Source organism: Kitasatospora sp. LaBMicrA B282, from assembly GCF_050325825.1.
Lineage (GTDB): Bacteria > Actinomycetota > Actinomycetes > Streptomycetales > Streptomycetaceae > Kitasatospora.
The window spans coordinates 47,393-73,110 of sequence record NZ_JBNQTI010000001.1 but is presented as its reverse complement, the minus strand read 5'-3'; the positions used below and the strand labels follow the sequence as shown (position 1 = coordinate 73,110).

Genomic DNA, 25,718 nt, shown 5'->3' with positions numbered 1-25,718 from the left:
GGCACTCCACGACCACGCCTGCGGCCACGGCCACCGGCAAGGTCTCGAACCGACCCACCCCAGCGGGAGGCAAACCCCCGGGCTACCCACCCGGCAACCGAGGAATACGACGCTCAAGGAAATAGGTGCTCTCCGTCGGCATAACAGGCAGGAAGTAGGAAGCAGGAAGGACCGCCACCAGTGTGGGTGGCGGTCCTTCCCGCGGTGGGTCAGGTTGGTCATCGCCGGGATCTGGTTGGTCGGCTGGCGCAGGCACTGACTTGGGCTCATACCGTCAGGAGCAGGAGGTGCCCGGGTGGGCCGGGGAGCTGTCGGGCGTGATGCGGGGGCGATAGCCGCCTGCGGTGACGGATTCGTCCAACCTCCTTGCGGCGAGATGCTCCTGAGCATCCATCAGGGAGAGATCAGGGTTTTCCCGGGGGCGCTCCCTGATGGGCCGGGCGGCCCGGCGCGAGGAGGCTGACCGTGGTGCCAGGTCGCCCGTCGCCCGGGTGTCCGCGGCTGCACCTGCTCCCCCCGTCGTCGGCATCGTCAAGGAGCGGATTCGTGAGAAGCACCAGCCTTCGGTCACCCCTGGCCCTCCTCCGCCGACTGGGGTTGCCGGCAGTCGTGTTGATCCTGCTGGCGTGGCTGCCGCCGGTCGCCGCCGGGGCCGCCGCCGGGTCCCCGTACCGGGCGACGATCGTGCGGACCGCGTACGGGATCCCGCACATCACGGCGGGCGACTACGGTTCGCTCGGGTACGGCTACGGCTTCGCGTTCGCCACCGACGACCTGTGCACGATGGCGGACGACTACGTCACCGTCGAGGCGGAGCGCTCGCGGTACTTCGGCCCGGACGGTTCGTACGACCAGGGCGGTGGGTCGCGCGTGGACAACCTCGACAGCGACCTGTACTGGAAGTCGGTCGGCGACTCCGGCGTGGTGGCGCGGATGCTGTCCGTGCGCTCCGGCCCGAGTGCGGTCCTGCCGCAGGTGAGGCAGCTGATGGCCGGGTACGTGGCGGGGTACGACGCCTACCTGGCCTCGGTCGGCGGGGCCTCCGGCGTGCCCGACCCGACCTGCCGCGGTCAGGCCTGGGTCAGGCCGATCACGCTCACCGACGCCTACCTGCGGATCTACCAGCTCACCGACATCGTCGGCACCGCGGGCGACCCGGGCGGCTGGACCGGGGCGCAGCCGCCCACCCCGGCGCCCGCCCCGGCAGCTGCCCCCGCTGCCGCGGGCCGACCGGACATCGCCCGCCTCGCCGCCGCGCTGGCCGCCGACCGCAGCGGCGCGCCCGGCAGCAACGCGCTGGCGATCGGCTCCGCGGGCACCCGCGACGGCGGCCCGGGCATCCTGCTCGGCAACCCGCACCTGCCCTGGGCCGGCGCCGAACGCCTCTACGAGGTGCAACTGACCATTCCGGGACGGACGGCCGTGGAGGGCGCCACGCTCTTCGGCGAGCCCCTGGTGGCCATCGGCTTCAACGGGTCGGTCGCCTGGAGCCACACCGACACCCCCTCCTTCCCGATGTCGCTGGTCCAGCTCACGCTGGTGCCCGGACACCCGACGGAGTACCGGTACGACGGCCGCACGGTGCCCATGATTCGGCAGACCGAGACGGTGCTGACCACGAGCGCCTCGGGTCGGCCGGTACCGGTCAGCCGCACCTTGTGGACGACGCGCTGGGGCCCGGTGATCCAGGAGCTGGAGGGGGTGCCGCTGCCCTGGTCCGCCACCTCCGCCTTCGTGCTCGAGGACGCGGACGCCACCGACTCGCGCTTCCTCAACGACCTGTTCGCCACCGACGAGGCCACCGACACCGGCCGGATCCTGGCCGGCGAGGAGCGGTACGAGGGCAACCCGTGGGTCGACACGGTCGCGGCCGACGCCCAGGGCCACGCCCTCTACAGTGACGTCGGCAACTTCCCGGACGTGACGGACGCGCTCGCGCAACGCTGCGACACCCCGCTGGGCGCCGATCTCTTCGCCCGGGCCGGCATGCCGATCCTGGACGGCTCCGACCCCTCCTGCGGGTGGGGCACCGACGCGGACTCGGTGGTGCCCGGGATCTTCGGCGCGAACGAGGAACCGAAGCTCGGCCGCTCGGACTACGTCGAGAACTCCAACATGAGTTACTGGCTCAGCAACGCGAGCGATCCGCTGACCGGTTACCCGCGCTTCCTCGGCCTGACCGGCGTCCCGGTGAGCCTGCGCACCCGCAGCGCCCTCGCCATGGTCACCGAACGCCTGGCCGGCACCGACGGACTCGGCCCGGCCGGCTTCACCCTGCAGGGCGTGCAGGACCTGATGTACTCCGACCTCCAGTACGGTGCCGAGCTGGCCAAGCCGCAGCTGGTCGCCTCCTGCGAGGCGCTGCCCGGCGGGCTGGCCCCGACCAGCGGCGGCGGCGAGATCGCCGTCGGCGACGCGTGCCGCGCCTTGGCCGAGTGGAACGACCGCGAGGACGCCGACTCGCGCGGCGCCCTGCTGTTCCGCGACTTCTGGGAGCGGGCCCTGGAGCTGCCCGAGGGTCCGTGGTCCACACCGTTCGACGCCGGCCGGCCGCTCACCACGCCCAGCGGGCTCGACACCGGTGACCGGGCCGTCGACGAGGCGTTCGGCGACGCGCTGGGCGACCTGAAGGCGGCGGGCATCCCGTACGACGCGCCGCTCGGCAGCCGGCAGTACGTCGTGCGCGACGGCGTGCAACTCCCGATCAGCGGCGGGCCGGGCGACCCGGACGGCGAGTTCAACGCGATCTACCAGGACGTGCTGGGCCACCCGGGAGCGGACCCGGAGATCGGCAGCAGTTACATCCAGGCCGTCACCTGGCAGGAGGGCAGCTCCTGCCCGGTGGCGCGCACGGTGCTCACGTACTCGCTGTCCGCCGACCCCACCTCGCCGTTCCACGCCGACCAGACCAGGCTCTTCGCGCAGCACGGCTGGGTGGACGCCCCCTACTGCACCGCGGACGTCCTCGCGCAGGCCCGATCGGTCCGACTCGTCTCCCAGGACCGGCTCTCATCGCAGGACTGACCCTCCGTCAGAATCCCTGGGTGGCGGCCCCTCGGGGCGGGTAGTCTGGAGCGAAGGGGCTTGCAGCCGATGGTGGGGGTGGGCGTGGACAGCAGGATCTCGATATCGCTCAAGGGATCGCTGGGACTGGACGATGCGGACCGGCTGCTCGAGGAGCTGACGGCCGCGACGAGTCTGGCGTGGCGCGAGGAACCCGTCGACGAGGGCAAGGTCCTCAGCGGCGGGCTGGAGGAGATCCTGCTGGTGGCGGTGCTGGGGAAGACGACCGAGATGGCCGTCGAGTACGCGGTGGAGCGTGCCAGGCAGGTCGTGGAGCGCTGGCGCGAGGAGCGGATCGACCAGCCGGAGGCCTCGGTCCGGACGGAGGCCCTGCCGGCGGCCGAGGCCGAGGCGACCGGTGCGGAGGGGCGGGACGGCTGAGATGGCGTCCAGGGCGCTGGTCATCGGACCGGGAGAGTACGCCGAGGACGCGGCCATCCCCGGCCATCCCACGATCCGCGCGAGCGCCCTGGTGTACGGGGAGGTGCTGGCCGGCGACGAGATGTGGGGCCCCGAGAGCTGCCGCGTCCTGGTCGGCGAGCAGGTGCGGACGGCCGACGGCATCATGCGGGCGTTGCAGGAAGCGGCGGACGCGACCGGGCCGGACGACATCCTGCTGGTCGTCTACGTCGGCCACGGCCAGTACTGGGCCGACGTTCCGGGCGGCCAGGTCCACTTCTCGGTGGGCTCCTCCTACAAGGACAAGCCGTGGACCTGGCTGTCCAGTTGGTACCTCTACCGCGCCATGCGCAAGGCCCGGGCCCGACTCAAGGTCCTGATCGCCGACTGCTGTTACTCGAACCTGCTGCCGGTCCTGGGCGGTGGCGACGACGAGATGGTGCTGCCCGGGGTGCTGGGCAAGCAGGACGAAGGCAGTTGCGTCTTCACGGCCGTCAAGAACGTCCGGGCCGCCGACGCCGAGGGCTGCTCGACCCTGCCCCCACCGCTGGACCGGTGCACGCCGTTCAGCGGGCACCTGCTGCGCGTCCTGCTGGGGGGCACCAAGGACCACCACGACCGGCTGACCATCGGTCTGCTGCGCGAGGCGATGCGGCTGGAGATGGAGTCCTGCACGCACCAGGCACCCGGCATGCTGCTGAACGACGCCCGTGACGGCACCCCGCTCTTCACCAACCGGATGGAGGCCAGGTTGCGGGACCGCAGTCAGGTCCCGGCGAGCGCCGAGGAGTGGATCAGGCACCTGATGCTGGACCAGGACTACCTGCTCGACGAGTTGCTCGGGGACGAGCGGATGACCGGGGACATCGTCGGCGCGCTGAGCCGGAGGTCCGACGACGCCAGTCGCTCCCTCGCGCGCCACCTGGACGAGAAGGCGAACGCGAGGTTCCAGGACGCCGAGACCTTCGCCCGGTACTGGAACCGGGTGGAGCAGGCGCAGCGGACATGACCGACCGGCAGCGCAGCACGGGCTCCGAGAGCGTCCCGGCCCGCCCCCCGGCCCTGGGCTACGAGTGGGTGACCACCTGCTCGATCGAGAGGTTCGTGAGCCGGATGCAGGCCATCCGGCTCGGTTCCCCCACCGAAGGCGGAGCGCAGCCGGCCACGGCGCTCCGGCTGCTGCACGCCTTCGCCGTCAGTCGATCCATCGACGACCTGCTCACGGCGGCCTCGGCGTCGATGGTCGCGTCCAGGTCCGGCGCCGCGCCGAGGGACCGGCTCAACTACTGGGACTCCGTCAACATGCTGGCCACGGCGGCCCTGTGCCGCAGCCCGGAGCAGGCGGCGGAGCTGGCGCGCAAGCAGTGGGAGGCCGAGGGCCGCGGGGCCACGGGCCAGGGCGCGCCGCTGACCGACGGCATCGTCCACGACGTGGCCTGCCAGCGGACGGCACCGGACGTCGCCGTCTTCATCCAGGAGTGCCGGCCGGCGGAGGGTCTGGTGGAGAAGACGCTGCGGGTCTTCACCCGGCCGAGCTCCGGACGGACCAACCTCGACAAGGCCCTGCTCTACATCCTGCTGCGCGACCAGGGCTGCGACGCGGAGGCAAGCAGGCTGCTCCTGGAGACGCTGTCCGCGATCGACCGGCACGGGTCCACGCAGGCAGCGGACACCGATCCGGCGCAGTTCCACGACCTGGTCGGGGCGCTGTACCAGCTCAGCCCCGCGGAGCGGATCCTGGAGAACTGGGTCGTCGAGCAGTTGGACGATGCGGACCAGGTGATCACGACGCGACGCATCGTGGCCCGGCTGATCGCCAGCGAGACGGGCAGCCCCGACACGCTGGTCGAACTCGTCGGCGCCCGGCTGTCCTGGCACGACATCGTCGAGATCTGCGGCCTGTTGGCGACGACACGGGCCGCGAAGTGCGACGAGATCCGCCGGCACGCCGCGGCCCGGCAGCGCGACGAGGAACTGGCCGAGATCGTCATCGCCTGGCACCGCTCCGAGGTGCTCGGCCGGACCACCAAGGCCCTCCTCGCCGACATCGTCGCCACCGAGGCGGGTGGCGGGCCCGGCCCCCGGTCGCGGTCGAGGACCGAGGACCTGGACAAGGTGCTGGTCAACTTCAACGCCGAAGCGGAGTGCCGGCGGCTGCTGTGGATGGCGGCGGCCGAGCACGTCGAGGGCCGCTCGGGGAGCGAGCTGGTCCGACTGCTGGGCAGGGTCGAGCGGACGAGCGACCGCTACCGCGTGGCGCGGGTGGTCGCCCGCAGGCTCACCGCGTACGTCCTGGGGGCGGGCGCCGACCCCGCGATGTTCGTCGACTACGTCACGGAGCTGCGGGCCGACGGGCGGTCGGACGCCGTCTTCCTGGCGCTCAAGGAGTTGGCAGACCCCTCCGACGAAGGCAGTGCGCTCGAGGGGTCGGCCTGGGTGATCGCCGAGATCGCGGTCCGGCTGTACGCCCGGGGCGCGGAGCGGGACGGCTGGGACCTGCTGGAGCGCTGCCTGGAGAACGAGCAGCGGATCGACCGGCATGACGTGGCGGCCGTCGTCACCCGGTTGCGCCAGCCCGACAGCACCCTGCCGGAGGACCGCAGGCTCTTCCTGCTGCGCGCCACGGTCGGCCGCTGGGCGGACCCGCACGCGCGGGAGAACGCGGTGGAGCTGCTGCGGACGATCGGCTACGACGCGGAGGCCGCGGAGGTCATCCGCTCGCTCCGCTAGCCCGGGCGGCGGAGGCGGGCGTCGGCGCCGGCAGCACGGGGGGCACCGTCCCCATGTGCTGCCGTGACGTTCTGACCAGGGCCTCGAAGGCCCCGAGCGCCAGGGCGGCCACCAACACGCCCACCAGGCGCGTCTGGTGATCCACCAGGAACATCTGGTGCGTCCCGACCGAGGAGTTGCCCAGCAGGGTCAGCAGCGTCAGCACGCCCAGATAGGCGATCAGCCAGATGGCCGCCCGGGCCGACGGAGAGGTGCGCCACTGCCGGAAGAGCATCACGTGCTCCTTGGCGTCGTAGACCCGGCCGAGGACCGGGAGCCGGCGCGACAGGACGGGGAGCACCAGCAGCAGGGTGCTGCCGATGGCGAGGGACGCCATGGCACGCCAGACGGGTGCCCAGCCCGCCCCGTAGAGGATCAGCGCGATCAGGGTGAAACTCAGGCGTGCCATCACGTCCTGGGCGGTGCGCCGGGTCGGGGAGTAGGGCCCCACCCTGCCCCGCAGCGACACCAGGACCACCGCCGGGAAGGCGTAGACGACGAGCGTGAGGACCCCGGTGGCGGCGGCCAGCGGGTCCCAGTTCCCGTTGACCAGCCACAGCGTGACCGCCCCGATGAAGAAGTTGACCAGCAGGATGAGCCAGTAGACGTCGTAACGCTGCCGCAGTGAGGACTTCCGGGCCGTCTGCAGTCCCCGGTGGGTGAGGTGCGCGCGGCTGAGCGCGGCGACCTCCCGGGTCACGGCCTGTCCGAAGACGACGCCGGCGCCGAAGGGGGCCGCCACGGCGGCGATCCTGAGCAGCCACTCCAACCAGTACTGCCCGGCATGGTGGGCGAACCGGACGTACGGCGAGACGGAGTCGTCATTGACCTGGGCCGGTACGTGGTGCCGGGCGAAGACGAGCTGGAGCGCGATGTACAGGGCGGTGGAGGCGACGATCGTCCCGAAGACCGCCCAGCGCAGCCGGGCCGCCTCGCCGATCCCGCGCCGCCTGATGTTCCCGGCCAGTTCGAGCGGTGCCTGGAAGCCCACGTAGGAGTAGATGACACCGCTGTTGACCACGGCGCGCAGGACTGCGCCGAAGCCGTACCCACCGGTCTTGGCCTCCGGCGGGAGCGGGATGCCGAGGGGGGCGAGGGTGAACAGCATCGCCACGGCCAGGACGGCGATGGCGACCTTCGCGAACGTCAGCCCGGTGGAGAACCGGAAGAGGACCCGGGGCGCGATCACGTTGACGGCGGAGATCGCCGTCATGAAGGCCAGCGTGCACCCCCAGCCGGTGAGGGTGAGGTGGCCGTGGGCCACCAGCCGCAGGGACGTGGAGGAGAGTCCGCGGCTCATCGCTACCGCCTCGCTGGCCGAGTTGATCGCGTAGAAGATCCACAACCCCGCGGCGACCACGGTCGCCACCAATGGACCGCTGCTCTGCAGGGGGAGGAAGACCAACCCGCCGGTCTTGGGTGCGGCGGTGCTGAGTTCGACCATCACCCAGGCCACCGCCAGCATCAGTGCGCCGCCGACCAGCCACGCCAGCCAGGCCCGCGGACCGGCCTGCGTGTACGCGCTCTGCGCGCTCAGCAGCCAGCCCGAGCCGAACACACCCCCGGCCGCCAGGCCGACGAGATGATGGAGCGGCAACCGGCGTTGCTCGTCCTCATCCTCGATCCGCACCGTACGACGCCGCGCCTGTTGGACGCTCACTCAGGCCCTCCCCAGGCTTTCGTGTCGACCGGTCACCCCCACGCACAGAGTCGAAAGAGTACAGAATGCGACACCGCACATGTGACGGTTCATCAGGTATCAGTGCTGCAACAGTGAAACCCCACAGGAGCCGGTGACCACAGGAGCCGTTGACCGCCGGAGGTCACCAGCCGCTGACCCCGGTGAGCCCGAGCCAGCCGGCCAGCGAGGCGAGTTCGGCGCGCACCGCGCTGCGCAGCGTACGCCCGAAGGGCTCGTCCTCGTGGACGGCGTGCACCCGGAGCAGCTTGGCGCGGTGGTCGGCGGCGGCGTCGACCTTGCCCACCAGGCGGTCGGCGTGCAGCACGGGGAGGGCGAAGTGGCCCCAGCGGCGGTCGGCCCGGGGAACGTACATCTCCAGCTTGTACTCGAACTCGAACAGCTCGGCCATCCGCCTGCGGTCGTGGATCAGCCGGTCGAAGGGTGACAGTAGCGCGGTCCGCCCCTCGAAGGGGCGCTCGGCCAGCCGCTCCAGCAGCTCGCCGTCCACTCGCCAGTCGCCCCGGGTGTCCGTGACCCGGACCGGCTGCCCGGCCTCGCCGACCGCCGGGCCGCGCGCGATCCCGAGCGAGCGCAGCGTCCGTTCCTGGCGCAGGCGGTGCGCCTCGGCCCGTGCCTGCTCCCGCTGCGCCTGCTCGGCCGGGCCCTCGGGGCGGTCCGGGTGGACCGGGACCGTCGGGTAGACCCGCTCCGCCAGGTCCCAGCAGCGCTGCCGGCCGCTGCGGCCGGAGATCGCGATCTCCCCGCGGGCGGCGAGGAACTCCAGCAGCTGGGTGACGTTGCGGTTGTTCGTCCAGCCGGTGGAGGGCCACGGGACGACGCTGCGGTCCTCGATCTCGCGGGAGGGCAGCGGGCCGCGCTCGCGCAGCAGGTCCAGCACGTAGCGGCGGAAGCCGTCGTTGGCGCGCAGCCAGTCGGTGTACTTCGCGCGCCGGTCCGCGCCGGGCGCCGACCAGGCGGCCATCTCCGGTAGGAAGAGCGGGAGGTCGGCCATCGGCCGGACCATCGCCCGGTACTCGAAAAGGGTCCGGTCCTGCTCCAGCGCCTGCTGCAGCTGCTCGGGCCGGTAGGCGGCGCCGAGCCGGGTCCAGGCCACCAGGTCCGCGTTCGGGGCGATGACGGCGGTCGGGTCGAGCTGCAACAGGGTCAGGTGCCGGACCACGGGCAGCAGACCGGCGGCCGGCGGCCCGCCGTCCAACAGCTGGGCGCGGACCGCCAGGCGGCGGGCCGTTGCGCGGTCGATCTCGGGGATGGCCATGCCGGGACCCTAGCCCCACCGACCGACAACGCCGCCGGGTCAGTCGTGCGGCAGCCGAGTAGCGGGCCGCCGAGCGGCCGGCTGCCGGGTGGCGCCGAAGCCGGTCTCGTGGTCCCAGACGTGGGTGCAGTTCGGGCACTGCAGGTGGAGCCGGCTGCCGGTGTTGGCGAGCAGGTAGCGCCAGTGCTCGCCGCAGTTGCGCTGCTCGGCGCAGGGGCCGCAGGAGCGGGCGTCGTCGCAGGTCGGGCAGGCGACCCAGGCCCGGCGGCCGAGGTCGGCCTGCGGGTCGATCGGCAGCGGGAGGGTTCGGCGGGCAAGGAACATGACTGCGAACTTAGGTAAGGCTTGCCTATCTTGTCAATCTCGTGGGGGTGCCCGGGTCGGTCCGGCAGGATGTCGCCGTGAACTCATGCCACCGGGGGTGTTGACGTGCCGTCCCACGTGTACCGGATCACCAAGTACGATCCCGCCGACCGGGACGAACACGGCGGCTACCGGGGCCCCGAGCAGCCGGTCAGCGACCACGGGCCGGTCGAGGCCGCCTACCTCGCGGCGGTCGCCGCCTTCGCCGGGGCGAGCGGAGTCGAGCGGCTGGCCGTCCGCGAACCGCAGCTCGCACCCGACTTCGTGGACTTCGGGACGGCGTAGGCCGTCCCCGGGCACGGCCTCGTCGGCCTCTTCCCGGCCGACCTCGGCGGCTTCCACGCCGGCTTCCACGACGGCGCCGAGGTGCCGCTGCCGGTCGCGCTGGAACTGGTCCGGGCGATGCTCCGCGACAACGGCCTCTGGTGCGGGCTCGAGGTCGAGGACGGCTTCACCGTGCACGTCGGGTGGGACCAGTACCTCTACGTCGGCAGCGACCTCGCCTGCGAGGCCGCGGTGGCGCGCACCCGGGCGCTGGGGCTCTTCGCGGAACGGGTGGACGCCTCGCCGTACGCGCAGGCGGACGACGAGCCGGCCGGCGAGCAGCGCCCCGCCGACGAGATCTTCTGGGACCACCTGCGCTGGTGGGTGACGACGCGCGGGGCGGCCCTGCTGGAGGAGACGCCGGTGGACAACGTCACCCGGTGGCACCGGCTCGACGAGGGTCCGTTCGACCCGGTGCGGGCCCGGCTGGCGCCGCGCGCCAAACTGGCCCTCTGGCCGGACCTGGTCACCGACGTGGCCGCGGTGCTGGCCGCCCTCCCGGCGGACGAGCCGGTGGAGGTGGTCTGGGAGGACCGCGACGGTCGGATCAGCAGTACCACGACCTTCGACGAGAGCCGCCTCGCGGCCGTGCGCGCGCACCTCGCCACCGCCCGGGCCGCCGCTCTGCTCTCCGTCTACCTGGACGACCGGACTCCGCTCTGCACCGCCGTGCTGCCGGACGCCGACGGCGTGCTGCGGGCCCGCTGGCGCACCGAGCCGACCCGGAGTGACCGGGACTGGGCGTTCCTGAAGGCCCTGCGCCCCGGGGAGGTGCGCCCAGCCGTCATCAGCGAGGTGACGCCGTCCGGGGCCGCCGTCGTGGACCTCGGCGGCTTCGCGGCGAGCGCCGAGACGCAGGAACTGGGCGAGCTGCCGGGGGTCCTGGCGATCGGGCGGCGGGTCGAGGTGACGATCCTGGAGGTCGACCTGGTCCGCGAACGGGTGTCGTTCTCCCTGGGCGCCGGCTCACCTCGGGGGGAGAGGTAGCGGGGCCACGCCCTGGGCATCACCGGGTCGTCACGGGCGCTGGAGCCGCCGGCCCCGCGGCGCGCAGGCGTGCGGAGCGGCGGATGCCGGGGGCAGCGCACTTCCCAGGCGAGCGCGCGCCCGGCTCGCGCCACCCACCCGCACGGCGGTCGCGCCGGCTGTGCCGAGTCCACCGCTGCCGACGGCTCCGGCGCCTGCACTCACGGCCGCCGCACCCACGACAGCCGGACCGGCGGCGACCGTGACCTCCGCGCGCGGCTCCAGCGGCTCCGCCTGCTCCAGGGCCAGTTCGAACCAGACCCGTTGGCCGGAGCCCGCCCGCGGCGGCTCGAAGCCGTACGCCGCCGCGAGGGCGGCGAGCAGGAAGAGCCCGCGCCCGTGCTCCGCCTCGCCGTCGGCCGGCCCCACCGTCGCAGGCGGGCCGGTGCCGGCGTCGGCGGGGTGCGGCAGGCCGCGCCCCGGGTCGGTGACGGCGGCCCAGAGGCGACCCGTCCCCGGCCAGGACTCGGCCTCGACGGTGAGCCGTTGCGCCGGGTCCTCGCCACCCACGCCGTGGAGCAGCGCGTTGGTCGCCACCTCGGAGATCAGCAACCCGAGGGTGAACCCCTCCTCGTCGGAGAGCGGGACCCCGGCGCTGGCCAGTGCCTTGGCCAGCTGCCCGCGGATCGCGTGGACGGCGGAGCTGGTGGCGGCGGTGGTGAATCTCACCGTGGGCATGGCGGTCCTCCCAGGGCCGAGCCGTTCGACCCGCGTCAGCAGGCGGGCGGTCCGCGGGGCGATGGTTGGCCGACCGGTCGGACCACCGACCGACCCGGTCGACCAGCCGGCCGCGCAGTCACCCGCCCCTCGTCACCACCTGCTCCGCGGGGCCCGCAGGGGTGCTGCGGGTCACGCCAGGTTCACCGGTCCGGCGCGCTGTCGACAACCGCAACAAGTGGTGGGTCGGTCGCCGGCTGACGTTGCCGTAGCCGATGCCACCTCATGAACCCCAACTTCTTGCGGTTTCCCACCTCCCCCCACGGCGCCTCCCACTACTCTGGGCAGCCGTACGATCACCGGGAGAGGTGGCAAGGCGATGGTGCACGGGCTCTCCTGCACGCGGGAGATCTGCCGCCGCGCGCAGCTCGAGCAGTGGCCGTTGGAGCGGACGGTCGACGCGATCGAGAGCTGCTGCGGCACCGGCCGGCTGCGCGCGCACCGGATCGCCCGCGGCTGGACGCTGCGGGACGCGGTCGGTGAGCTCCGCGCGCTGGCGCACCACGACGGTGCGCCGGCGCCCGCCGTCAACGAGGAGCAACTGCGCGCCTGGGAGACCACCGCGCGCCGCCCCCGCACCGGAACGGTCGACCTGCTCTGCCGGCTGTACCGGACCGACGCGCACGGCCTGGGCCTGATCGGCGACTACCGTCCGGACAGCCGTGACCGGTCCACCCAGGTCCCGCTCCCCGCTGCTCCCTCCGCCCACCTTCCCGCGCCCACCCCCGCGCTCGCGCCCCTTGGGGAGGCGCTCCCCGGCACGGCGCCCCTCGCCGAGGTGTCCTGCGCCTCCGTGCTGCCGATCGGCGAGGACCCGCTGGACGCGGCCGTGGACACCGCCCGCCGCTCGGTCGAACGGACCCTGGCGCTCACCACTGTCAGCAGCACCCAGCTGGAGGTGCTGGAGGAGCGGATGCTGGAACTGCGCCGCAGCTACGTGTTCACCCCGCCCGCCCCGATGCTCAGCCAACTCCTGCTCGAGCTGGAGGAGTTGCGCGTGCTGTCGGCGGACCGGCAGCCGGCCAGCGTCCAGGTGCGGCTGTCCGAGATGACGGCGCTGGTCGCCACCCTGATCGCCGACGCGCTGATGAAGCTGGGCCGGATCCACCAGGCCCAGCGCTGGTACGGCACCGCGCGTTCGGCCGCCGACGACAGCGGGAACACCGACCTGCGGGCCCGGGTCAGGGCGCAGGCCGCGATGCTGCCGTACTACTACGGGCCGTTGGATACCGCGGTCGAACTCGCCCGCCAGGCCCGGCTGCTGAACCGCAACCGGCCCACCGCCACCGGTGCGCTGGCGGCCGCGGCCGAGGCGCGGGCGCTGGCCCGCCGCGGCAGCGTCGAGGACGCCCGGGCCGCGATCTGCCAGGCCCAGGAGTTGTTCGACCGCTGCCACCACGGTCCGCCGGACGACGCCTGGGCCTTCCCGGAACGGCGGCTCTACCTCTACCTGAGCGGCGCCTACACCTACCTCGGCGAGACCTCCCGGGCCCGCGCGGTGCAGCAGCAGGCACTGCCGCTCTACCCCGACGGCGGTGGTGGGATCGACCCCGCGCTGCTGCGGTTGGAGGAGGCGATCTGCCTGGTCCGCGAGCGGAACCTGACCGACGCCTGCCAACTCGCCGGTCAGACCTACCTCCAGGTGCCGCAGGCGCACCGGACCAGCATCCTGGAGTCCCGGGCGCAGGACGTCATCGAGATACTGCCGGCGAGCCTGCGGTCGGCCCGGGCGGTGCGGGAACTCGGCGACATCCTGGCGTTGCCCGCGGCGCAGCAAGGTCGTTCGGGATGACCGGGTTGCTGGGATGGCCGGTGTTCACCGAGTGCTCACCCGGGACTGACGGGTTCGATGTGACAGGGCCACTGATCGTCCGTCAGCCTTGAGTCCATGAGCGCATCGGCACAGATCGGCGGATTCGCCGCGCCCGAAGTCAACCGCATCCTCGCCACCGCCTGCCGTCGGGCGGGCCTCGACCCGGCCGGTGCCGAGGTCCTGCGCGGCCACACCAACGGGGTGTTCCGGCTGGGCACCGCACCGGTGGTGGTCAAGGTCGCCCGCCGCGGCACCCGGCCGGTGGGGGTGCGGCGCACCGTGCAGTTGGTGGAGTGGCTGACCGGTCACGGCTTCCCGACCGTTCCGCTGCACCCGGTCGAGCAGCCCGTGCTGGTCGACGAGCACGCGGTGACCTTCTGGACCTACCTGCCGCAGCCGGAGCACCCGGTCAGAGCCGAGCAACTCGCCGGTCCGCTCGCCCGGTTGCACCGGTTGCCGGAACCGCCGTGCCGGCTGCGCCCGCTCGACACGGTCGGCGCGATCCGCCGCTCGTTGGCCACCATCAGTGCGCTCGCCACGCTCTCCGTGCCCGACCTGGTGTACCTGACCACGCGGCTGGCCCGGTTGGAGAAGCGGCTGACGGAGCTCCGGTTCGCGCTGCCGCCGGGCATCCTGCAGGGCGATCCGCAGCACCGCAACGCGCTGCACGACGGCGGCCGGGCGGTGCTCTGCGACTGGGACACCGCGAGTTACGGCCCGCCCGAGATGGACTTGGTCACCATCGAGATCCACTGTCGTCGCTTCGGCTACGGACCCGCCCACTACGCCGCGTTCGCCGCGGCCTACGGCTTCGACGTCACCGCCTGGGACGGCTACCCGGTGCTGCGCGACCTGCGCGAGCTGCGCATGATCACCACCAACGCCAAGCGCGCCGCCCCGGGGTCCCGCACCTGGGCCGAGGTGCGCGGCCGGATCGCCGGTCTGCGCACGGAGGACCACACCCAGCGCTGGCGAATCCTGTAGCCGCCGGTGCCGCCGGCGCGGGCCGGGCAGGTCGGCACGGGCTGGGCACCCCCGTACGAGCCGCGCGCCGGTACGGGCCGGGCCCGGGTGCGCCCGGCCGGCGCGCGGCAGCCGGGCGCGCCGGTGTGTGCGACCGCCCTGCGAGCTGCGAAAACGGGGTCGCTACCCTGTCCGCCATGGCGAGAACCCGGCTGTACCAGAACGGCAACCTGATACTCGAGGACTTCCCGGTCGAGGACATCTCCGAGCACGTCGCGGACCCCGACGCGACCGTGTGGCTGGACGTGTGCGCACCGACCGCCGAGGACTTCGAGATGCTCGGCCGCGAGTTCGGCCTGCACGCCCTCGCACTCGAGGACGCCCGGCACGACCACCAGCGTCCCAAGCTGGACTGCTACCGCACCCACTCCTTCCTGAGCGCCTACGCGGTCTCCACCGACCCCGGGACCGGGATGCTGAGCGCCACCGAGATCTCGGTCTTCATCACCGCCAACGCGCTGATCACCCTCCACAAGGACGACTCCTTCGACGTGGCGCAGGTCGTCGCCCGCTGGGACAGCAACCCGGACCTGGCCAAGCACGGGGTGGGCTTCCTGGTCCACGGCCTGCTCGACGTCCTGGTCGACGGTCACTTCGACGCCGTCCAGGACCTCGACGACCGGATCGAGGAGGTCGAGGACCTGCTCTTCGCCGACGGCAGCCGGGAGGTGGAGGCGGTCCAGCGCCGCTCGTTCGAGCTGCGCAAGAACCTGGTGAAGCTGCGCCGGGTGGTGCTGCCGATGCGCGAGGTGGTGAACACCCTGCTCCGCCGCGACCTGCACATCGTCAACGAACCGCTGACGCCGTACTACCAGGACGTCTACGACCACGTCCTGCGGGCCACCGAGTGGACCGAGTCCCTGCGCGACATGATCACCTCGGTGATGGAGACCAACCTCACCATCCAGAGCAACCGGATGAACCTGATCATGAAGAAGGTGACCAGCTGGGCGTCGATCATCGCCGTCCCGACCGCGATCACCGGCTTCTACGGCCAGAACGTCCCCTACCCGGGCTTCGGCACCGAGTGGGGCTTCGTGGTGTCGACCGCGCTGATGGTGGTGCTCTCGGTGGGGCTGTACGTCGGGTTCAAGCGCCGCGACTGGATCTGACGGTCTGACGGTCCTGACGGGGCCGTCGGCCCGTCAGGTACACCCTTACGTCGACTCGCGACGCTTAGGCCACGGGCCTCAAGGATCGCGCCGTGGGCGGTCCGGCTGCCACCCTCGTGATCGGCCGGCCGCACCACCAACTCACCGACGACGTAAGGAACACCCGGTTCGCTGCGGAACGACTTCGCCGGCAAGTGCCTGGACGACCCCGACTTCTGGACGGGGGACTGGACGGTGCTCCAGATCCGCGACTGCACCGGGGCGGCCAATCAGAAGTGGGTGCTCGGCTGATCCGAACCGCTGCTACAGCCCCTGGAATGCCACCAGCGAGAGCAGGAGCCCGCCCGCGGCCGCGAGCAGGCCGAGGCGCAGGCCGGCGCCGTCCGCGCCGCGGAGGCCGATGGAGACGGCGGGCGCGGTCTGCCGGGTCTCCGGCGGGGCGCTGTCGATCTTGGTGAGGGCGATCCGGCCGGCGAACGCCGCCCCCGGGTTGCGGCGCACCTGCACGTTCCACGGCCGTACGGGGTCGTGGTCGACCACGATGATCCGCCCGGTGCGGAAGTCGTCCAGGTCCATCAGGTTGACCACGACGGTCGCCTCCGCGCGGTAGCCGGGCCGGCCGTCCGGGGCGACGGTCAGGTCCAGCCGCAGCGGGATGTCGGGCCCTTCGCCGGTCGCCCGGGCGGACTCGATCCGGGCCAGCGCCGGCTCCGGTCGCGGCGGCTCGGCCGGTTCCCCGGCGGCCCGCGCCCGCAGCGCCGCGCGCCGTTGCCGACCGCGGAAGAGCAGCGCGAAGCCGCCGATCCCGGTCCACGGCGCCAGGTTCGCGCCGACCACGATCAGGGTGATGCTCAGGCCGGTGTCGGAGACGAAGAACCCGGTCAGCATGCCGCCGACCTCTCCGCCCAGCAGTGCGCACAGCAACAGTCCGGCCCAGTACACCGTGATTCCTCCCGTAGTCCGGCGCGCATCGTACCGGCCCGGGGTGACCTGCGAATTCGGCTGCACACGACGGGAACTGAGGTCGCATACGAAGCTACGGAATCGTGACCTCCGGATTTTGCCGACCGGGAACCCGGAGCCTTACGGTGCACGTCGCTGCATGCACCGCCGCTCCGCGCGGTGCAGACGCCCCTGGGCCCCGAGGGCCCGGGGCGCCGGCCGGCCCGACCGAGAGACGAACGATGAACGCCCTGACCGACGGCGGCGCGGCCGAACCCGATGACCGCCGACCCTGGACCCTGCCCGGCTACACCCACGAGCGCGAGCTCGGCTCGGGCGGCAGCGGCTGGGTGGCACTGGCCCGGCACGAGGCGACCGGGACCCGGGTGGCGATCAAGTACCTGAGCCCCGCGGTCGGCGACACCAGCGGACTGCGCAGTGAGGCCGCGCTCCTCGGCGGCCTGCACTCGCCGCACGTGGCGGCGCTCTACGAGTACGTCGAAGGCCCGCAGGGTGCGGCGATCGTGATGGAACTGGTCGACGGCCTGGCCCTGCGGGCCCTGCTGCGCCAGGAGGGTGCCACCACGCCGGAGGCGGCGCTGGTGGTGCTCAAGGGCTCGCTGCTCGGCCTGGCCGCCGCGCACGCCGCGGGCGTGGTGCACCGCGACTACAAGCCGGAGAACGTGCTGATCGCCGTCGACGGCTCGTCCAAGCTGGTGGACTTCGGCATCGCCGCCCGCACCGGCGAATCGGCGCAACTCGCCGGTACCCCGGTCTACATGGCGCCCGAGCAGTGGGCCGGCGAGCCCGCCTCGCCCAGTGCCGACGTCTACGCGGCCACCGCGACCTTCTTCGAGTGCCTCACCGGCGCCAAGCCGTACAGCGGCACCACGCTCGCCGAACTCGCCGTCCAGCACACCGAGGCCCCGATCCCGGACGACCTGGCCCCGGAGCCGGTCCGCCCGCTGATCCGGGCCGGCCTGGCCAAGACGCCCGGGCAGCGTCCGGCCGGTGCGGCCGAGCTGGTCGAGGAGTTGGAGCGGGTCGCGGTGGCCGGGTACGGCGCGGACTGGGAGGAGCGCGGTCGGCGCACGCTGGCCGCCCTGGTCGCCCTGCTGCCGCTGCTGCTGCCCTCCGCCGGCGGCGCCGGCACCGGCGGCACCGCGCTGGCCACCACCGTGCTCGGCGCACCGGACCCGTCCCCGGCCGGCTGGTCCCGGCCGCTGAAGCTCGGTCGGCGCGGGCGGCTGGTCGCGGGCGCGGTCGGCATCGCGGTGCTGGGCTGCACCCTGGGCCGGTTCGCGATGGTGGACGGCTTCGACGGTGCGACAGCGGCGAACGTGCTGCCGGCGCCCGGGCCGCAGATCACCACCTCGCTCGGGCCGGGGCAGCCGGCGCCGTCGGTGACCGCGTCGGCGACTGTCTCGGTCTCGGCCTCGGTCTCCGCGTCGGGTTCGCCCAGCGCGTCGGCCTCGGTGTCGGCTTCGGCCTCGGCGTCCGCCTCGTCGTCGGGCTCGCCGAGCGCCTCGGCCACGGCGACCGGGCCGGCCGGGGCGGCCGCGACGACGCGGGCCACCGGGTCGGCGGCATCCGGTGGTGCGGCCACGACCGCGGCCGCGGGTGGCGGGGGCGGCCCGGTCGGCGGGACGGGTGGCGCGCCGGGCGGCGGAGGGCCCGGGCCGAGCACCGGAGCGTCGGGCCCGGCCACGCCGCCGTCGACGGGCGGGACCGGCTCGTCGCCGTCCACCTCGCCCACCAGCAGCGCGCCCAGCACCCCGGCGCCGACCCTGCGGGTGCTCAGCGTCAGCATCGACTCCTACGGCTGCTACGGCCTCTACGGGACCACGGCCAAGGTCACGGTGCAGACCGACGGCGCGGCCGACGGGGTGCTGACCCTCAGCTGGCTCGACGCGGGCAACGCCACACCGGTCGGGGTGGACCACATCGTGCTGCCCAAGGGCCAGCGGACCGTGTCGGGCACCTACACCCACACCTTCGGAGCCGGCGACCGGGCAGCCGACTGGGGCGTGCGGGTGGCGACCGACCCGGCGGCGACCCGCGGGCAGAACGGCTTCCAGCAGGTCCCGTCCTACTACTGCAACCCGCCCCGCTGAGACGTAGGAAGAGAGCGATGACAGCACGTCAGGAACCGTCGGGGCCGGAGCCCGTGGCAGCTACTGAGGACCGGCCGACCGCCCGGCTCGGGTCCGCCGTGGACGGTGGGGCGGCGGCGACCGTCCGGTTGGATCCGGCCGTCGCGCAGACCGTTCGGTTGGACCCGGCCGTGGCGCAGACCGTCCGACTCGAGAAGTCGTCGGCGGAGACCGTTCGGTTGGCGGAGCCGTTGGCGGAGACTGTTCGGCTTGAGGAGCCGTTGGCGCAGACCGTTCGGCTGGAGAAGCCGTTGACGGAGACCGTTCGCCTCGAGAAGTCGGTCGGTGTGACTCTGCAGTTGGACCCCGCCGTGGCGGAGACCGTTCGGTTGGATCCGCCGGCCGACGAGACCACCGTGCGGCTGAGCGACCCGGTGGACGCCGAGGCGATCACCGTGCGCTTCGCCGAGCCGCACGGCGCACCCGCCGAGGAAGTGGACACCGCCACCCTGCTCGCCGACGAGGTCTGGCACACCCCGGACCTCACCGTCGAGCTCGCCCACGGCACGGTCGCCACCCTGCCCCTGCCCGCCGACGAGCAGCCCGACCGCGCCCCGGAAGCCGCCTCCGAAGCCGCCTTCGAAGCCGCCCCCGAGCCGGCCCCGATGCCCGCCGGCGAAGCCGTCCCCGGACTTGCCGCGGAGCCCGACGCCGACGGTCTGCGCCGCTTCGGCCCCGGCATCCCGACCGCCACCACCCCCACCCCCGAGCGGGTGGCCGAGCTGTGGCACGGCACCGGGCCCGGCCAGGCCGCGCGCCGGCGTCGGCGGTGGCTCGCGCTGCTGCTCCCGCTGCTCCTGGTGCTGGCGCTGCTCGGCCTGTTCGCGTGGCAGCGCTACGTCCCGGCACTGACCGTCACCGGGGTGTCCGCGCACACCGACCCGGCCGGCCCCGCGTGCGGCGGTACCCAGCAGGTGATCGGCACGCTGGACACCGACGGCCGCGCCGGCACCGTCAGCTACCGTTGGCTGCGCAGTGACGGCACGGTGTCCGGCACCCTGAGCCAGCCGGTCCTCAAGGGCACCCACCACACCGACGTCGTGCTGCGCTGGACCTTCGAGGGCCACGGCACCATGGCGGCCACCGCCACCCTCCAGGTGCTCTCCCCGAACGCGCACTCGGCCACCGCCTCCTTCGCCTACAACTGCGCCTGACCACCGCTCAGGCGGGCCAGCCGGTCGAGTTCGGCCAGCAGGCTCCGCCCGAGCGCGGCTATGCCGCGGGCGGCCTCGCCGGCCGCCTGCGGGGCCAGCAGCGCCACGTACTCCGCGCTGCCGGCCTGGACGGTCATGGCGGTCAGCTCGTGGGCGATCACGTCGTGCAGCTCGTCGGCGATCCTGTTCCGGGCGGCCTCGCCGGCCAGCTCGGTCTCCGCCTGTACGACGCGGTCCGTCAGTTCGGTCGCCGCCGCCCGCCGCACCCGGGCCCACCGGCCCCACCCCCAGCAGAGCAGCCAGGGCAGCGAGCCCAGCACGGCGATCACGGCCAGCTGCCCGGCGGAGCAGGCGTCGAGCTCGCCGTCACCCAGCCCGCGCCACACCGCCACCGGCCCCACCAGCAGCGCGCTCACCAGGACGGCCCGCCCGACCCCGCACGAGCCGAAGCAGGCGCCCCAGCGGGCCAGCACCAGGAAGCCGAGGTCGAGCGGCTCCGGCGGCGCACGGGTGAGCAGGAGCCCGGCGCCCAGCACGATCGCGGCGGTCACGGCGAGATCGGGGTGCCGGCGACGCACCATCATCAGCGCCGCCAGCACCGCCGCGAGGGCCAGTCGCCCGACCGGCTGCGCGAGGCCTGGCCCCGGCAGCACCACGGCCTCCCGCACGCCCAGCAGGAGCAGCAGGAGTGCCCACCCGCCGTCGCCCACGACGGGGTGGCGCAGCAACCAGTTCTGAAGTCGGTACACGCAGCAAGCCTAGGCAGCCGGGGCCTGACCGCGGGTCAACCAACTGGATGATCTGCCCTCAATCTTCGGGGGTAGCCCGCCACCCCGATAGGCTCGGCCCGCCCGGCGGAGGCCGTGGGTCGGGGCCGGGGGAGCGAGGGCGCAGGTCCTGTTCGGCGAGCGGTACCCGGAGGTCGAACCGTCCGGAGCTGCCGGCGCTCGGGCGGCTGCTGCGCGGCCCGGCCGGACCCAGGGTGCGCGGAAGTCAGGGCGCGCGGAAGGCGCTCGCGAACCGTGGGGCGAGCCACGGCTTGCGGCCCCAGGCGACGATCGAGCCGGTCAGCACGGCCTGGGCCGTGCTGCGGCGGCCCAGCGCGAGCAGGAAGAAGGAGACCGGCTCGGCCATGATCGTGCAGTCCGGGCGGTGCGCCGGCGGCTGCTCGCTGACGGTGGCGGTGCCGCCGGCGACGCTCACCCAGAACCTCGGGCCGCCGCGCAGGTTGACCGCGAAGCGGGCGTCGAGCCGGGCGGCGGTCGTGGGGTCGACGACCCGCGGCATCGCGCGGAGCAGGAAGGGCACCGCGTGGACGACGCGGGCGCTGTCCACCATGTGCGGCTGCCGCAGGGCGCGGGCCAGGTCGTAGCCGTGGCCGAGCTGATGGGTGAGCAGGTAACTGGCCAGGGTGCCCTGGTCCATCGGGCCCATCGGGGTGTCCACCGGTTCGTCGGCGGCGCGGGCGGCGGCCTGCTCGGCGTAGTCGCGGGTGTGGGCGACGAGCGCGTCGGCCAGCACTCGCGGGTCGCGCTCCGGGTAGTCGGCCAGGCCGTCGTCGTTGGCCGCGGCCAGGCCGGCCGGGGTGCCGTCGCCGTACGGGCGGTCCAGGCCCCGGGCGAGGTCGGCCATCAGGGCGTTCGCCAGCACGAGGTGGGCCGCGGCCTCGCCGACGGTCCACCTGGCGCCGGGGATCGCGGCGGCGGGGTCGGGGTGGGCGCGCAACAGACGGGCGATGTCCTCGGCGGTGGCGAGGTTCGCCTCGATCAGGGGCGCGGGGACGCGGGGGCCGGCGGCGGACTCGGTCATGGTGACGGAGCATGCGGCATCTGCGGCCCCCTGTCCAGAGGTTGGGCGCGTTCCGGAAGCGCGGTCCGGGGGACAGGAACGGGTGGCGGGACGGATGGCGAGAATGTACCCAGGGATGTCTTCTGAGACTCTCGGGAGCCGCCCCGCGAGCGGACAGAGTGGGGACATGAGCGAACAGAGCGAGAACCAGATGAAGACCGTGGTGCAGGTCGAGGCCGTGCCACCGTTCGAGATCGGCCCCGGCATCGTGAGCCGGCGACTGCTCGCCACCGAGCACGCCCGTGGCTGGCTGATCGACTTCGCCCCCGGCGCCGAGTGGCCCGAGGTCGACCTGCACGCCACTGAGGAGCGCTACTACGTCCTCAGCGGCGAGGTGATCGAGGGCACGGAACGTCACGGCCCCGGCAGCTACGTCGTCTACGCCCCGGGCAGCAGCCACCGCCCCCGCACCGAGACCGGCGCCCGGATGCTGGGGTTCAGCCTGCAGCGGTAGGTCGGCCGCCGCAGTGCAGGAGCCCGGCGCGCCGGGGCGGTGCCGGTGGCGGCCGGGGAAAGTCGGGTGACTCCACCCAGGGCTCCGGTGACACTGGCGGCATGACCGCTGCTGCACTGCCTCCGTTGCTCCGGCCGCGTGCCCTGCGGCCCGGGGATCTCGTCGTCATCGCCGCGCTGTCCGGTCCGCTGCCGCCCGCTCACGAGCCCCATGTGGAGCGGGCGGTGGTCGTGCTGGAGCGGATGGGGTTCCGGGTGCGTCGGGCTCCGCTCCTCGAAGCAGGGCGGTGCCACTGGTGGAGCGCGGCCACGCCGGCGGAGATCGCCGGGGAACTCAACGGTCTGCTGCGTGATCCCGAGGTGCGGGCGATCGTCGCGAGTGACGGCGGCCAGACGGCGCTCGGCTACCTCGACCTGATCGACGTCGAGGCGATCAAGGCCGACCCCAAGCCGATCCTCGGCTACAGCGACATCTCACTGCTGCACCTGGTGCTTCATGCGCGCACGGGACTGGTCGGGTTCCACGCCGACATGGCCGTGCCCGGCTTCGGCGGGAACTGGCAGACCGCGCCGGTGGCGCGCCAGGTCGAACTGGAGAGGCTCTACGCCGGGTTGCTGACCGGCACCGAGCCGATCGGTGCGCTGCCGGCCAGTCCGTCGTGGGAGTGCTGGCGCCCCGGCCGGGTCGAAGGTCGGCTGATCGGCGGGGTGATCAACCGCATCGTGCTGGCGCAGGCGACGCCGTTCGCGCTGCCGCTCGAACGGTTCGACGGTGCGGTGCTGTTCTGGGAGGAGATGGGCGGCCTGGCCTCGTACGTGTGGAGCTACCTGCAGGTGATGCGGCACTGCGGCATCCTCGATCGGATCTCCGGCATGGTGGTGGGCGTTCCGCGGGAGATCGGTGGACTCGAGCCCGGTGCCTCCCCGACCCTGGCCGAGATCGTCCTCGACGTCCTCGGCGACCGCGACATCCCGGTGCTGGGCAACGTCGAGTTCGGGCATGCCGGCCCGAACCTGCCGCTGCCGGTCGGCATCCGCGTCGGCCTCGATGCGCGGCAACGGACGCTGTCGCTGCTCGAACCGGCGGTGGCGCCGCACCCGACGACCGGTCCGGCCGGCGGGGCACCGTGAGGACGGCGCCCCGCAAGCGGACCCTGACATGCCGTCAGCCGCCGGCTCGCCAGCCCCTGCCGGCTACCCCGTCAGCAGGGCGAGCCGCTGCGCGTCCTCGGTGTCGGGTTCCGCGCTGTAGACCATGATGCGCAGGTCGCTGCCCGCCACGGTGAGCAGGTCGCAGTCCAGAGTCAGGGCGCCCACCTGCGGGTGCTCGATCCGTGGGTGCTCGATGACCTCGGCCGCGGCCCGCAGCTGGGCGGCGGTGCCGCGGTCCCACAGTTCGGCGAACCGCTCGCTGCCGGCGACCAGTTCGGCGACCAGGCGGTGCAGCCGCCGGTCGTCGGGGTAGCGGGCGGCGGTCGCGCGCAGGTCGGCGACCACCGCGCTCTCGTAGGCCCGCCGGGACTCGGGCGTGTGCCGGACCCGGCCGCTCCGGCCGAGGAAGTGCCGCCAGACGCCGTTGCGTTCGTTGCCGGACCGACCGGCGGCCTCGCCCATCAGCGCCGCGTAGGGCGCGGTGGCCACCAGCAGGGTCCAGCAGGCGTCGTAGACCGCCACGGGGGTGCCGGTGAGCCGGTCCAGCAGCCGCTGGACGCTCGGGGTGAGGTACGTGGGGACCATGTCCGGGCCGGGCAACGGCACTCCGGCCAGCCGGAACAGCTGGAGGCGCTCGGCTCCCGACAACCGCAGGGCTCTGGCCAGCGCCTCCACGATCAGTGCCGACGGGTGGCGCGCGCGGCCCTGTTCGAGCCGGGCGACGTAGTCGACCGAGGTGCCGGCCAGCAGGGCCAGTTCCTCGCGCCGCAAACCTTGTTCGTGATCCTGCTCGCAGGTGGGCAACCCCGCGGCCGCCGGTGTGACCCGGTCGCGCCAACGGCGAACCGCCTGCCCGAAATCCGACCTCGCCATACCCACCAGTGTGCACCCGCCGGGCGGAGTACCTTTCCGGTACCGGGTAGTTGGAGGAGGACCGCGGCCGAAACCGCAGCCCAAGCGGTACACCATTCGCAGACGGAATTCTTGGGGACATGACGACAACACTGATCACCGGGGCCAACAAGGGCCTCGGCTTCGAGACCGCCCGCCGCCTGATCGCGGCGGGTCACACCGTGTACGTCGGCTCGCGGGACCTCGAACGCGGCCGCCGCGCCGCCGAGGAGTTGGGGGCGCGGCTGGTGCAACTCGACGTCACCGACGACGCCTCGGTCACCGCCGCGGCGCAACTGATCGAGGCCGACGGCGGCCTGGACGTGCTGGTCAACAACGCCGGTGTCGACAACCCGGTCGGCGCCGCGGACCTGACCGCCGAGCTGATGCGCCCGCTCTTCGAGACCAACCTCTTCGGCCTGGTCCGGGTCACCCACGCCTTCCTGCCGATGCTCCGGCGCTCCGCCGCCCCCGTGGTGGTGAACGTGAGCAGCGGCCTGGCCTCGCTGACCCGGGCCACCGACCCGGACCACCCGGTCTACGTGTACCAGGGTGTCGCCTACCCCGCCGCCAAGGTGGCGGTCAACATGGTGACGGTCCAGTACGCGAAGGCGTTCCCGGAGATGCGGATCAACACGGTCGAGCCCGGCTTCACCGCCACCGACATCAACGGGAACACCGGCACCAGGACGGTGGAGGAGGGCGCCGAGATCATCGTCCGTATGGCCCAGCTGGGCCCCGACGGCCCGACCGGCTGCTACTTCGACTCCGACGGCCCGGTCCCCTGGTGACCTATCCGTCCTGACCCTTCCGCGCCGGGTTCCGCACCCGGCTCCACCCCCGACTCGCCCCCGCCGGTCCGCAGCGACCGGCGGGGGCTTCGTCGTCACCCCTCCTCCGCGTCACTCCTCCTCGTCACTCCTCCGCGGGGCCGCCGGCCCGGGTGCGGCGGGCGTAGGCGCGGGCGGCGCGGGCGCGGTCGCCGCAGCGCACCGAGCACCAGTGGCGCCGGGCGTGGGTGCGCAGCAGGAAGCGCCGGCAGGGGGTGGAGGAGCAGGCGGCGAGCTGGTCGGCGTCGGGGCCGGTGAGCAGGTCGGCGGCGTCGGCGGCGAGGACGGCCAGGACGTGGTCGACCAGCCGGTCGAGGGGGTGCACCTGGATGCGGTGCAGGCCGAGGGCGGGGTCCCAGCCGAGCAGGGCGGCCGCGGGCGCGCCGGCGAGGGCCTCGTTGACGGCGCGCAGGGCCGGCTCGGGCGCGGGTTCGCCCTGGACGCGGGCGGCGAACAGCTCGCGCAGCCGGTCCCGCAGGGTGCGCAGCCGGACGGTGCACGGTTCGTACACCTGGGCGTCGGCCGGGATCAGGTCGTGCTCGGCCAGCCAACGTGCCGCCGCCGCGGGGGAGTCGAGCAGCTCCTGGGACCGGCCGCCGGGCAGCTGCAGCGTGGTGTTGACGAAGTCGAGGGCACGGTACTGCTCCGCGCCGGGGGCGGGCGGCAGGGGGGCGGGGCCGGGGTCGCCGGTCGCGGTCTCCTTCATGGGCCTCATGGTAAGCCTTGCGC

General features: G+C 73.4%; 23 protein-coding genes. 14 read left to right on the top strand and 9 right to left on the bottom strand.

All coding sequences use genetic code 11. From position 1 onward, the window contains the following. The first annotated feature begins 546 nt into the window (after positions 1 to 546). The 4 genes from ACQRUO_RS00345 to ACQRUO_RS00330 all read left to right on the top strand — a co-directional run bounded on the left by ACQRUO_RS00345 (position 547) and on the right by ACQRUO_RS00330 (position 6,192). A complete protein-coding gene (locus tag ACQRUO_RS00345; RefSeq protein ID WP_428313578.1) occupies positions 547 to 3,024 on the top strand; it encodes a penicillin acylase family protein in 2,478 nt (825 codons plus the stop codon). A gap of 84 nt (positions 3,025 to 3,108) precedes the next feature. Continuing rightward, positions 3,109 to 3,444, top strand: coding sequence for a hypothetical protein (locus ACQRUO_RS00340; RefSeq protein WP_428313577.1), 336 nt, complete (start codon positions 3,109 to 3,111; stop codon positions 3,442 to 3,444). Position 3,445: 1 nt separating this feature from the next. Next, complete coding sequence (locus ACQRUO_RS00335; RefSeq protein WP_428313576.1) at positions 3,446 to 4,471, top strand: hypothetical protein; 1,026 nt, start codon at positions 3,446 to 3,448, stop codon at positions 4,469 to 4,471. Next, the gene (locus tag ACQRUO_RS00330) at positions 4,468 to 6,192 is read left to right on the top strand and encodes a hypothetical protein (RefSeq protein ID WP_428313575.1); all 1,725 of its coding nucleotides are present in this window, start codon (positions 4,468 to 4,470) and stop codon (positions 6,190 to 6,192) included. Before ACQRUO_RS00335 ends, ACQRUO_RS00330 begins: the two co-directional genes overlap by 4 nt. On the opposite strand, the gene ACQRUO_RS00325 is transcribed toward ACQRUO_RS00330, so the two are convergent. The 3 genes from ACQRUO_RS00325 to ACQRUO_RS00315 all read right to left on the bottom strand — a co-directional run bounded on the left by ACQRUO_RS00325 (position 6,173) and on the right by ACQRUO_RS00315 (position 9,512). After that, positions 6,173 to 7,891 (bottom strand): APC family permease, encoded by a 1,719-nt coding sequence (locus tag ACQRUO_RS00325; RefSeq protein ID WP_428313574.1) that lies wholly within the window; start codon positions 7,889 to 7,891, stop codon positions 6,173 to 6,175. The genes ACQRUO_RS00330 and ACQRUO_RS00325 overlap by 20 nt on opposite strands. A gap of 163 nt (positions 7,892 to 8,054) precedes the next feature. Beyond that, a complete protein-coding gene (locus tag ACQRUO_RS00320) occupies positions 8,055 to 9,188 on the bottom strand; it encodes a DNA glycosylase AlkZ-like family protein (protein ID WP_428313573.1) in 1,134 nt (377 codons plus the stop codon). A 39-nt stretch (positions 9,189 to 9,227) separates the two neighbouring features. After that, positions 9,228 to 9,512, bottom strand: coding sequence for a hypothetical protein (locus ACQRUO_RS00315; RefSeq protein ID WP_428313572.1), 285 nt, complete (start codon positions 9,510 to 9,512; stop codon positions 9,228 to 9,230). Between the two features lie 105 nt (positions 9,513 to 9,617). Between ACQRUO_RS00315 and ACQRUO_RS00310 the strand changes: the two genes are divergently transcribed. Continuing rightward, a complete protein-coding gene (locus ACQRUO_RS00310) occupies positions 9,618 to 9,836 on the top strand; it encodes a hypothetical protein (RefSeq protein ID WP_428313571.1) in 219 nt (72 codons plus the stop codon). 81 nt (positions 9,837 to 9,917) lie between these two features. Next, a complete protein-coding gene (locus tag ACQRUO_RS00305) occupies positions 9,918 to 10,862 on the top strand; it encodes a S1 RNA-binding domain-containing protein (RefSeq protein WP_428313570.1) in 945 nt (314 codons plus the stop codon). A 30-nt stretch (positions 10,863 to 10,892) separates the two neighbouring features. Here ACQRUO_RS00305 and ACQRUO_RS00300 read toward each other — a convergent pair whose 3' ends face one another. Continuing rightward, positions 10,893 to 11,579 (bottom strand): ATP-binding protein, encoded by a 687-nt coding sequence (locus ACQRUO_RS00300; RefSeq protein ID WP_428313569.1) that lies wholly within the window; start codon positions 11,577 to 11,579, stop codon positions 10,893 to 10,895. 358 nt (positions 11,580 to 11,937) lie between these two features. Here ACQRUO_RS00300 and ACQRUO_RS00295 point away from each other — a divergent pair, with 358 nt between their 5' ends. The 3 genes from ACQRUO_RS00295 to ACQRUO_RS00285 all read left to right on the top strand — a co-directional run bounded on the left by ACQRUO_RS00295 (position 11,938) and on the right by ACQRUO_RS00285 (position 15,566). Then, positions 11,938 to 13,410, top strand: coding sequence for a hypothetical protein (locus ACQRUO_RS00295; RefSeq protein WP_428313568.1), 1,473 nt, complete (start codon positions 11,938 to 11,940; stop codon positions 13,408 to 13,410). A 96-nt stretch (positions 13,411 to 13,506) separates the two neighbouring features. Beyond that, entirely contained in the window at positions 13,507 to 14,415 is a 909-nt protein-coding gene (locus ACQRUO_RS00290) for an aminoglycoside phosphotransferase family protein (protein ID WP_428313567.1), read from the top strand. Between the two features lie 176 nt (positions 14,416 to 14,591). Next, the gene (locus ACQRUO_RS00285; RefSeq protein WP_428313566.1) at positions 14,592 to 15,566 is read left to right on the top strand and encodes a magnesium transporter CorA family protein; all 975 of its coding nucleotides are present in this window, start codon (positions 14,592 to 14,594) and stop codon (positions 15,564 to 15,566) included. Between the two features lie 303 nt (positions 15,567 to 15,869). Here ACQRUO_RS00285 and ACQRUO_RS00280 read toward each other — a convergent pair whose 3' ends face one another. Further along, positions 15,870 to 16,508, bottom strand: a complete 639-nt coding sequence (locus ACQRUO_RS00280; RefSeq protein ID WP_428313565.1) for a hypothetical protein — start codon at positions 16,506 to 16,508, stop codon at positions 15,870 to 15,872. A gap of 242 nt (positions 16,509 to 16,750) precedes the next feature. Between ACQRUO_RS00280 and ACQRUO_RS00275 the strand changes: the two genes are divergently transcribed. Further along, on the top strand, positions 16,751 to 18,622 hold the full coding sequence (locus tag ACQRUO_RS00275; RefSeq protein ID WP_428313564.1) for a serine/threonine-protein kinase: 1,872 nt from the start codon (positions 16,751 to 16,753) through the stop codon (positions 18,620 to 18,622). Positions 18,623 to 18,948: 326 nt separating this feature from the next. Then, a complete protein-coding gene (locus ACQRUO_RS00270; RefSeq protein WP_428313563.1) occupies positions 18,949 to 19,815 on the top strand; it encodes a hypothetical protein in 867 nt (288 codons plus the stop codon). Here ACQRUO_RS00270 and ACQRUO_RS00265 read toward each other — a convergent pair. Both ACQRUO_RS00265 and ACQRUO_RS00260 read right to left on the bottom strand, forming a co-directional pair. Further along, positions 19,800 to 20,564 (bottom strand): histidine kinase, encoded by a 765-nt coding sequence (locus ACQRUO_RS00265; protein ID WP_428313562.1) that lies wholly within the window; start codon positions 20,562 to 20,564, stop codon positions 19,800 to 19,802. The two genes, ACQRUO_RS00270 and ACQRUO_RS00265, sit on opposite strands and share 16 nt — an antisense overlap. Positions 20,565 to 20,808: 244 nt before the next feature. Beyond that, positions 20,809 to 21,624 carry a maleylpyruvate isomerase family mycothiol-dependent enzyme gene (locus ACQRUO_RS00260; RefSeq protein ID WP_428313561.1) on the bottom strand — a complete coding sequence of 272 codons (816 nt, stop codon included), beginning with the start codon at positions 21,622 to 21,624 and terminating at the stop codon, positions 20,809 to 20,811. A 166-nt stretch (positions 21,625 to 21,790) separates the two neighbouring features. Here ACQRUO_RS00260 and ACQRUO_RS00255 point away from each other — a divergent pair, with 166 nt between their 5' ends. Both ACQRUO_RS00255 and ACQRUO_RS00250 read left to right on the top strand, forming a co-directional pair. Further along, positions 21,791 to 22,117, top strand: a complete 327-nt coding sequence (locus ACQRUO_RS00255) for a cupin domain-containing protein (RefSeq protein ID WP_428313560.1) — start codon at positions 21,791 to 21,793, stop codon at positions 22,115 to 22,117. 101 nt (positions 22,118 to 22,218) lie between these two features. Beyond that, the gene (locus tag ACQRUO_RS00250; protein ID WP_428313559.1) at positions 22,219 to 23,247 is read left to right on the top strand and encodes a S66 peptidase family protein; all 1,029 of its coding nucleotides are present in this window, start codon (positions 22,219 to 22,221) and stop codon (positions 23,245 to 23,247) included. 63 nt (positions 23,248 to 23,310) lie between these two features. Here the strand turns inward: ACQRUO_RS00250 and ACQRUO_RS00245 are convergent, their stop codons facing one another. After that, positions 23,311 to 24,141 (bottom strand): helix-turn-helix domain-containing protein, encoded by an 831-nt coding sequence (locus tag ACQRUO_RS00245; protein ID WP_428313558.1) that lies wholly within the window; start codon positions 24,139 to 24,141, stop codon positions 23,311 to 23,313. Positions 24,142 to 24,260: 119 nt separating this feature from the next. Between ACQRUO_RS00245 and ACQRUO_RS00240 the strand changes: the two genes are divergently transcribed. Continuing rightward, entirely contained in the window at positions 24,261 to 24,950 is a 690-nt protein-coding gene (locus tag ACQRUO_RS00240; RefSeq protein WP_428313557.1) for an SDR family oxidoreductase, read from the top strand. A gap of 124 nt (positions 24,951 to 25,074) precedes the next feature. Here the strand turns inward: ACQRUO_RS00240 and ACQRUO_RS00235 are convergent, their stop codons facing one another. Continuing rightward, complete coding sequence (locus ACQRUO_RS00235) at positions 25,075 to 25,695, bottom strand: ABATE domain-containing protein (RefSeq protein WP_428313556.1); 621 nt, start codon at positions 25,693 to 25,695, stop codon at positions 25,075 to 25,077. Between the last annotated feature and the right edge of the window lie 23 nt (positions 25,696 to 25,718).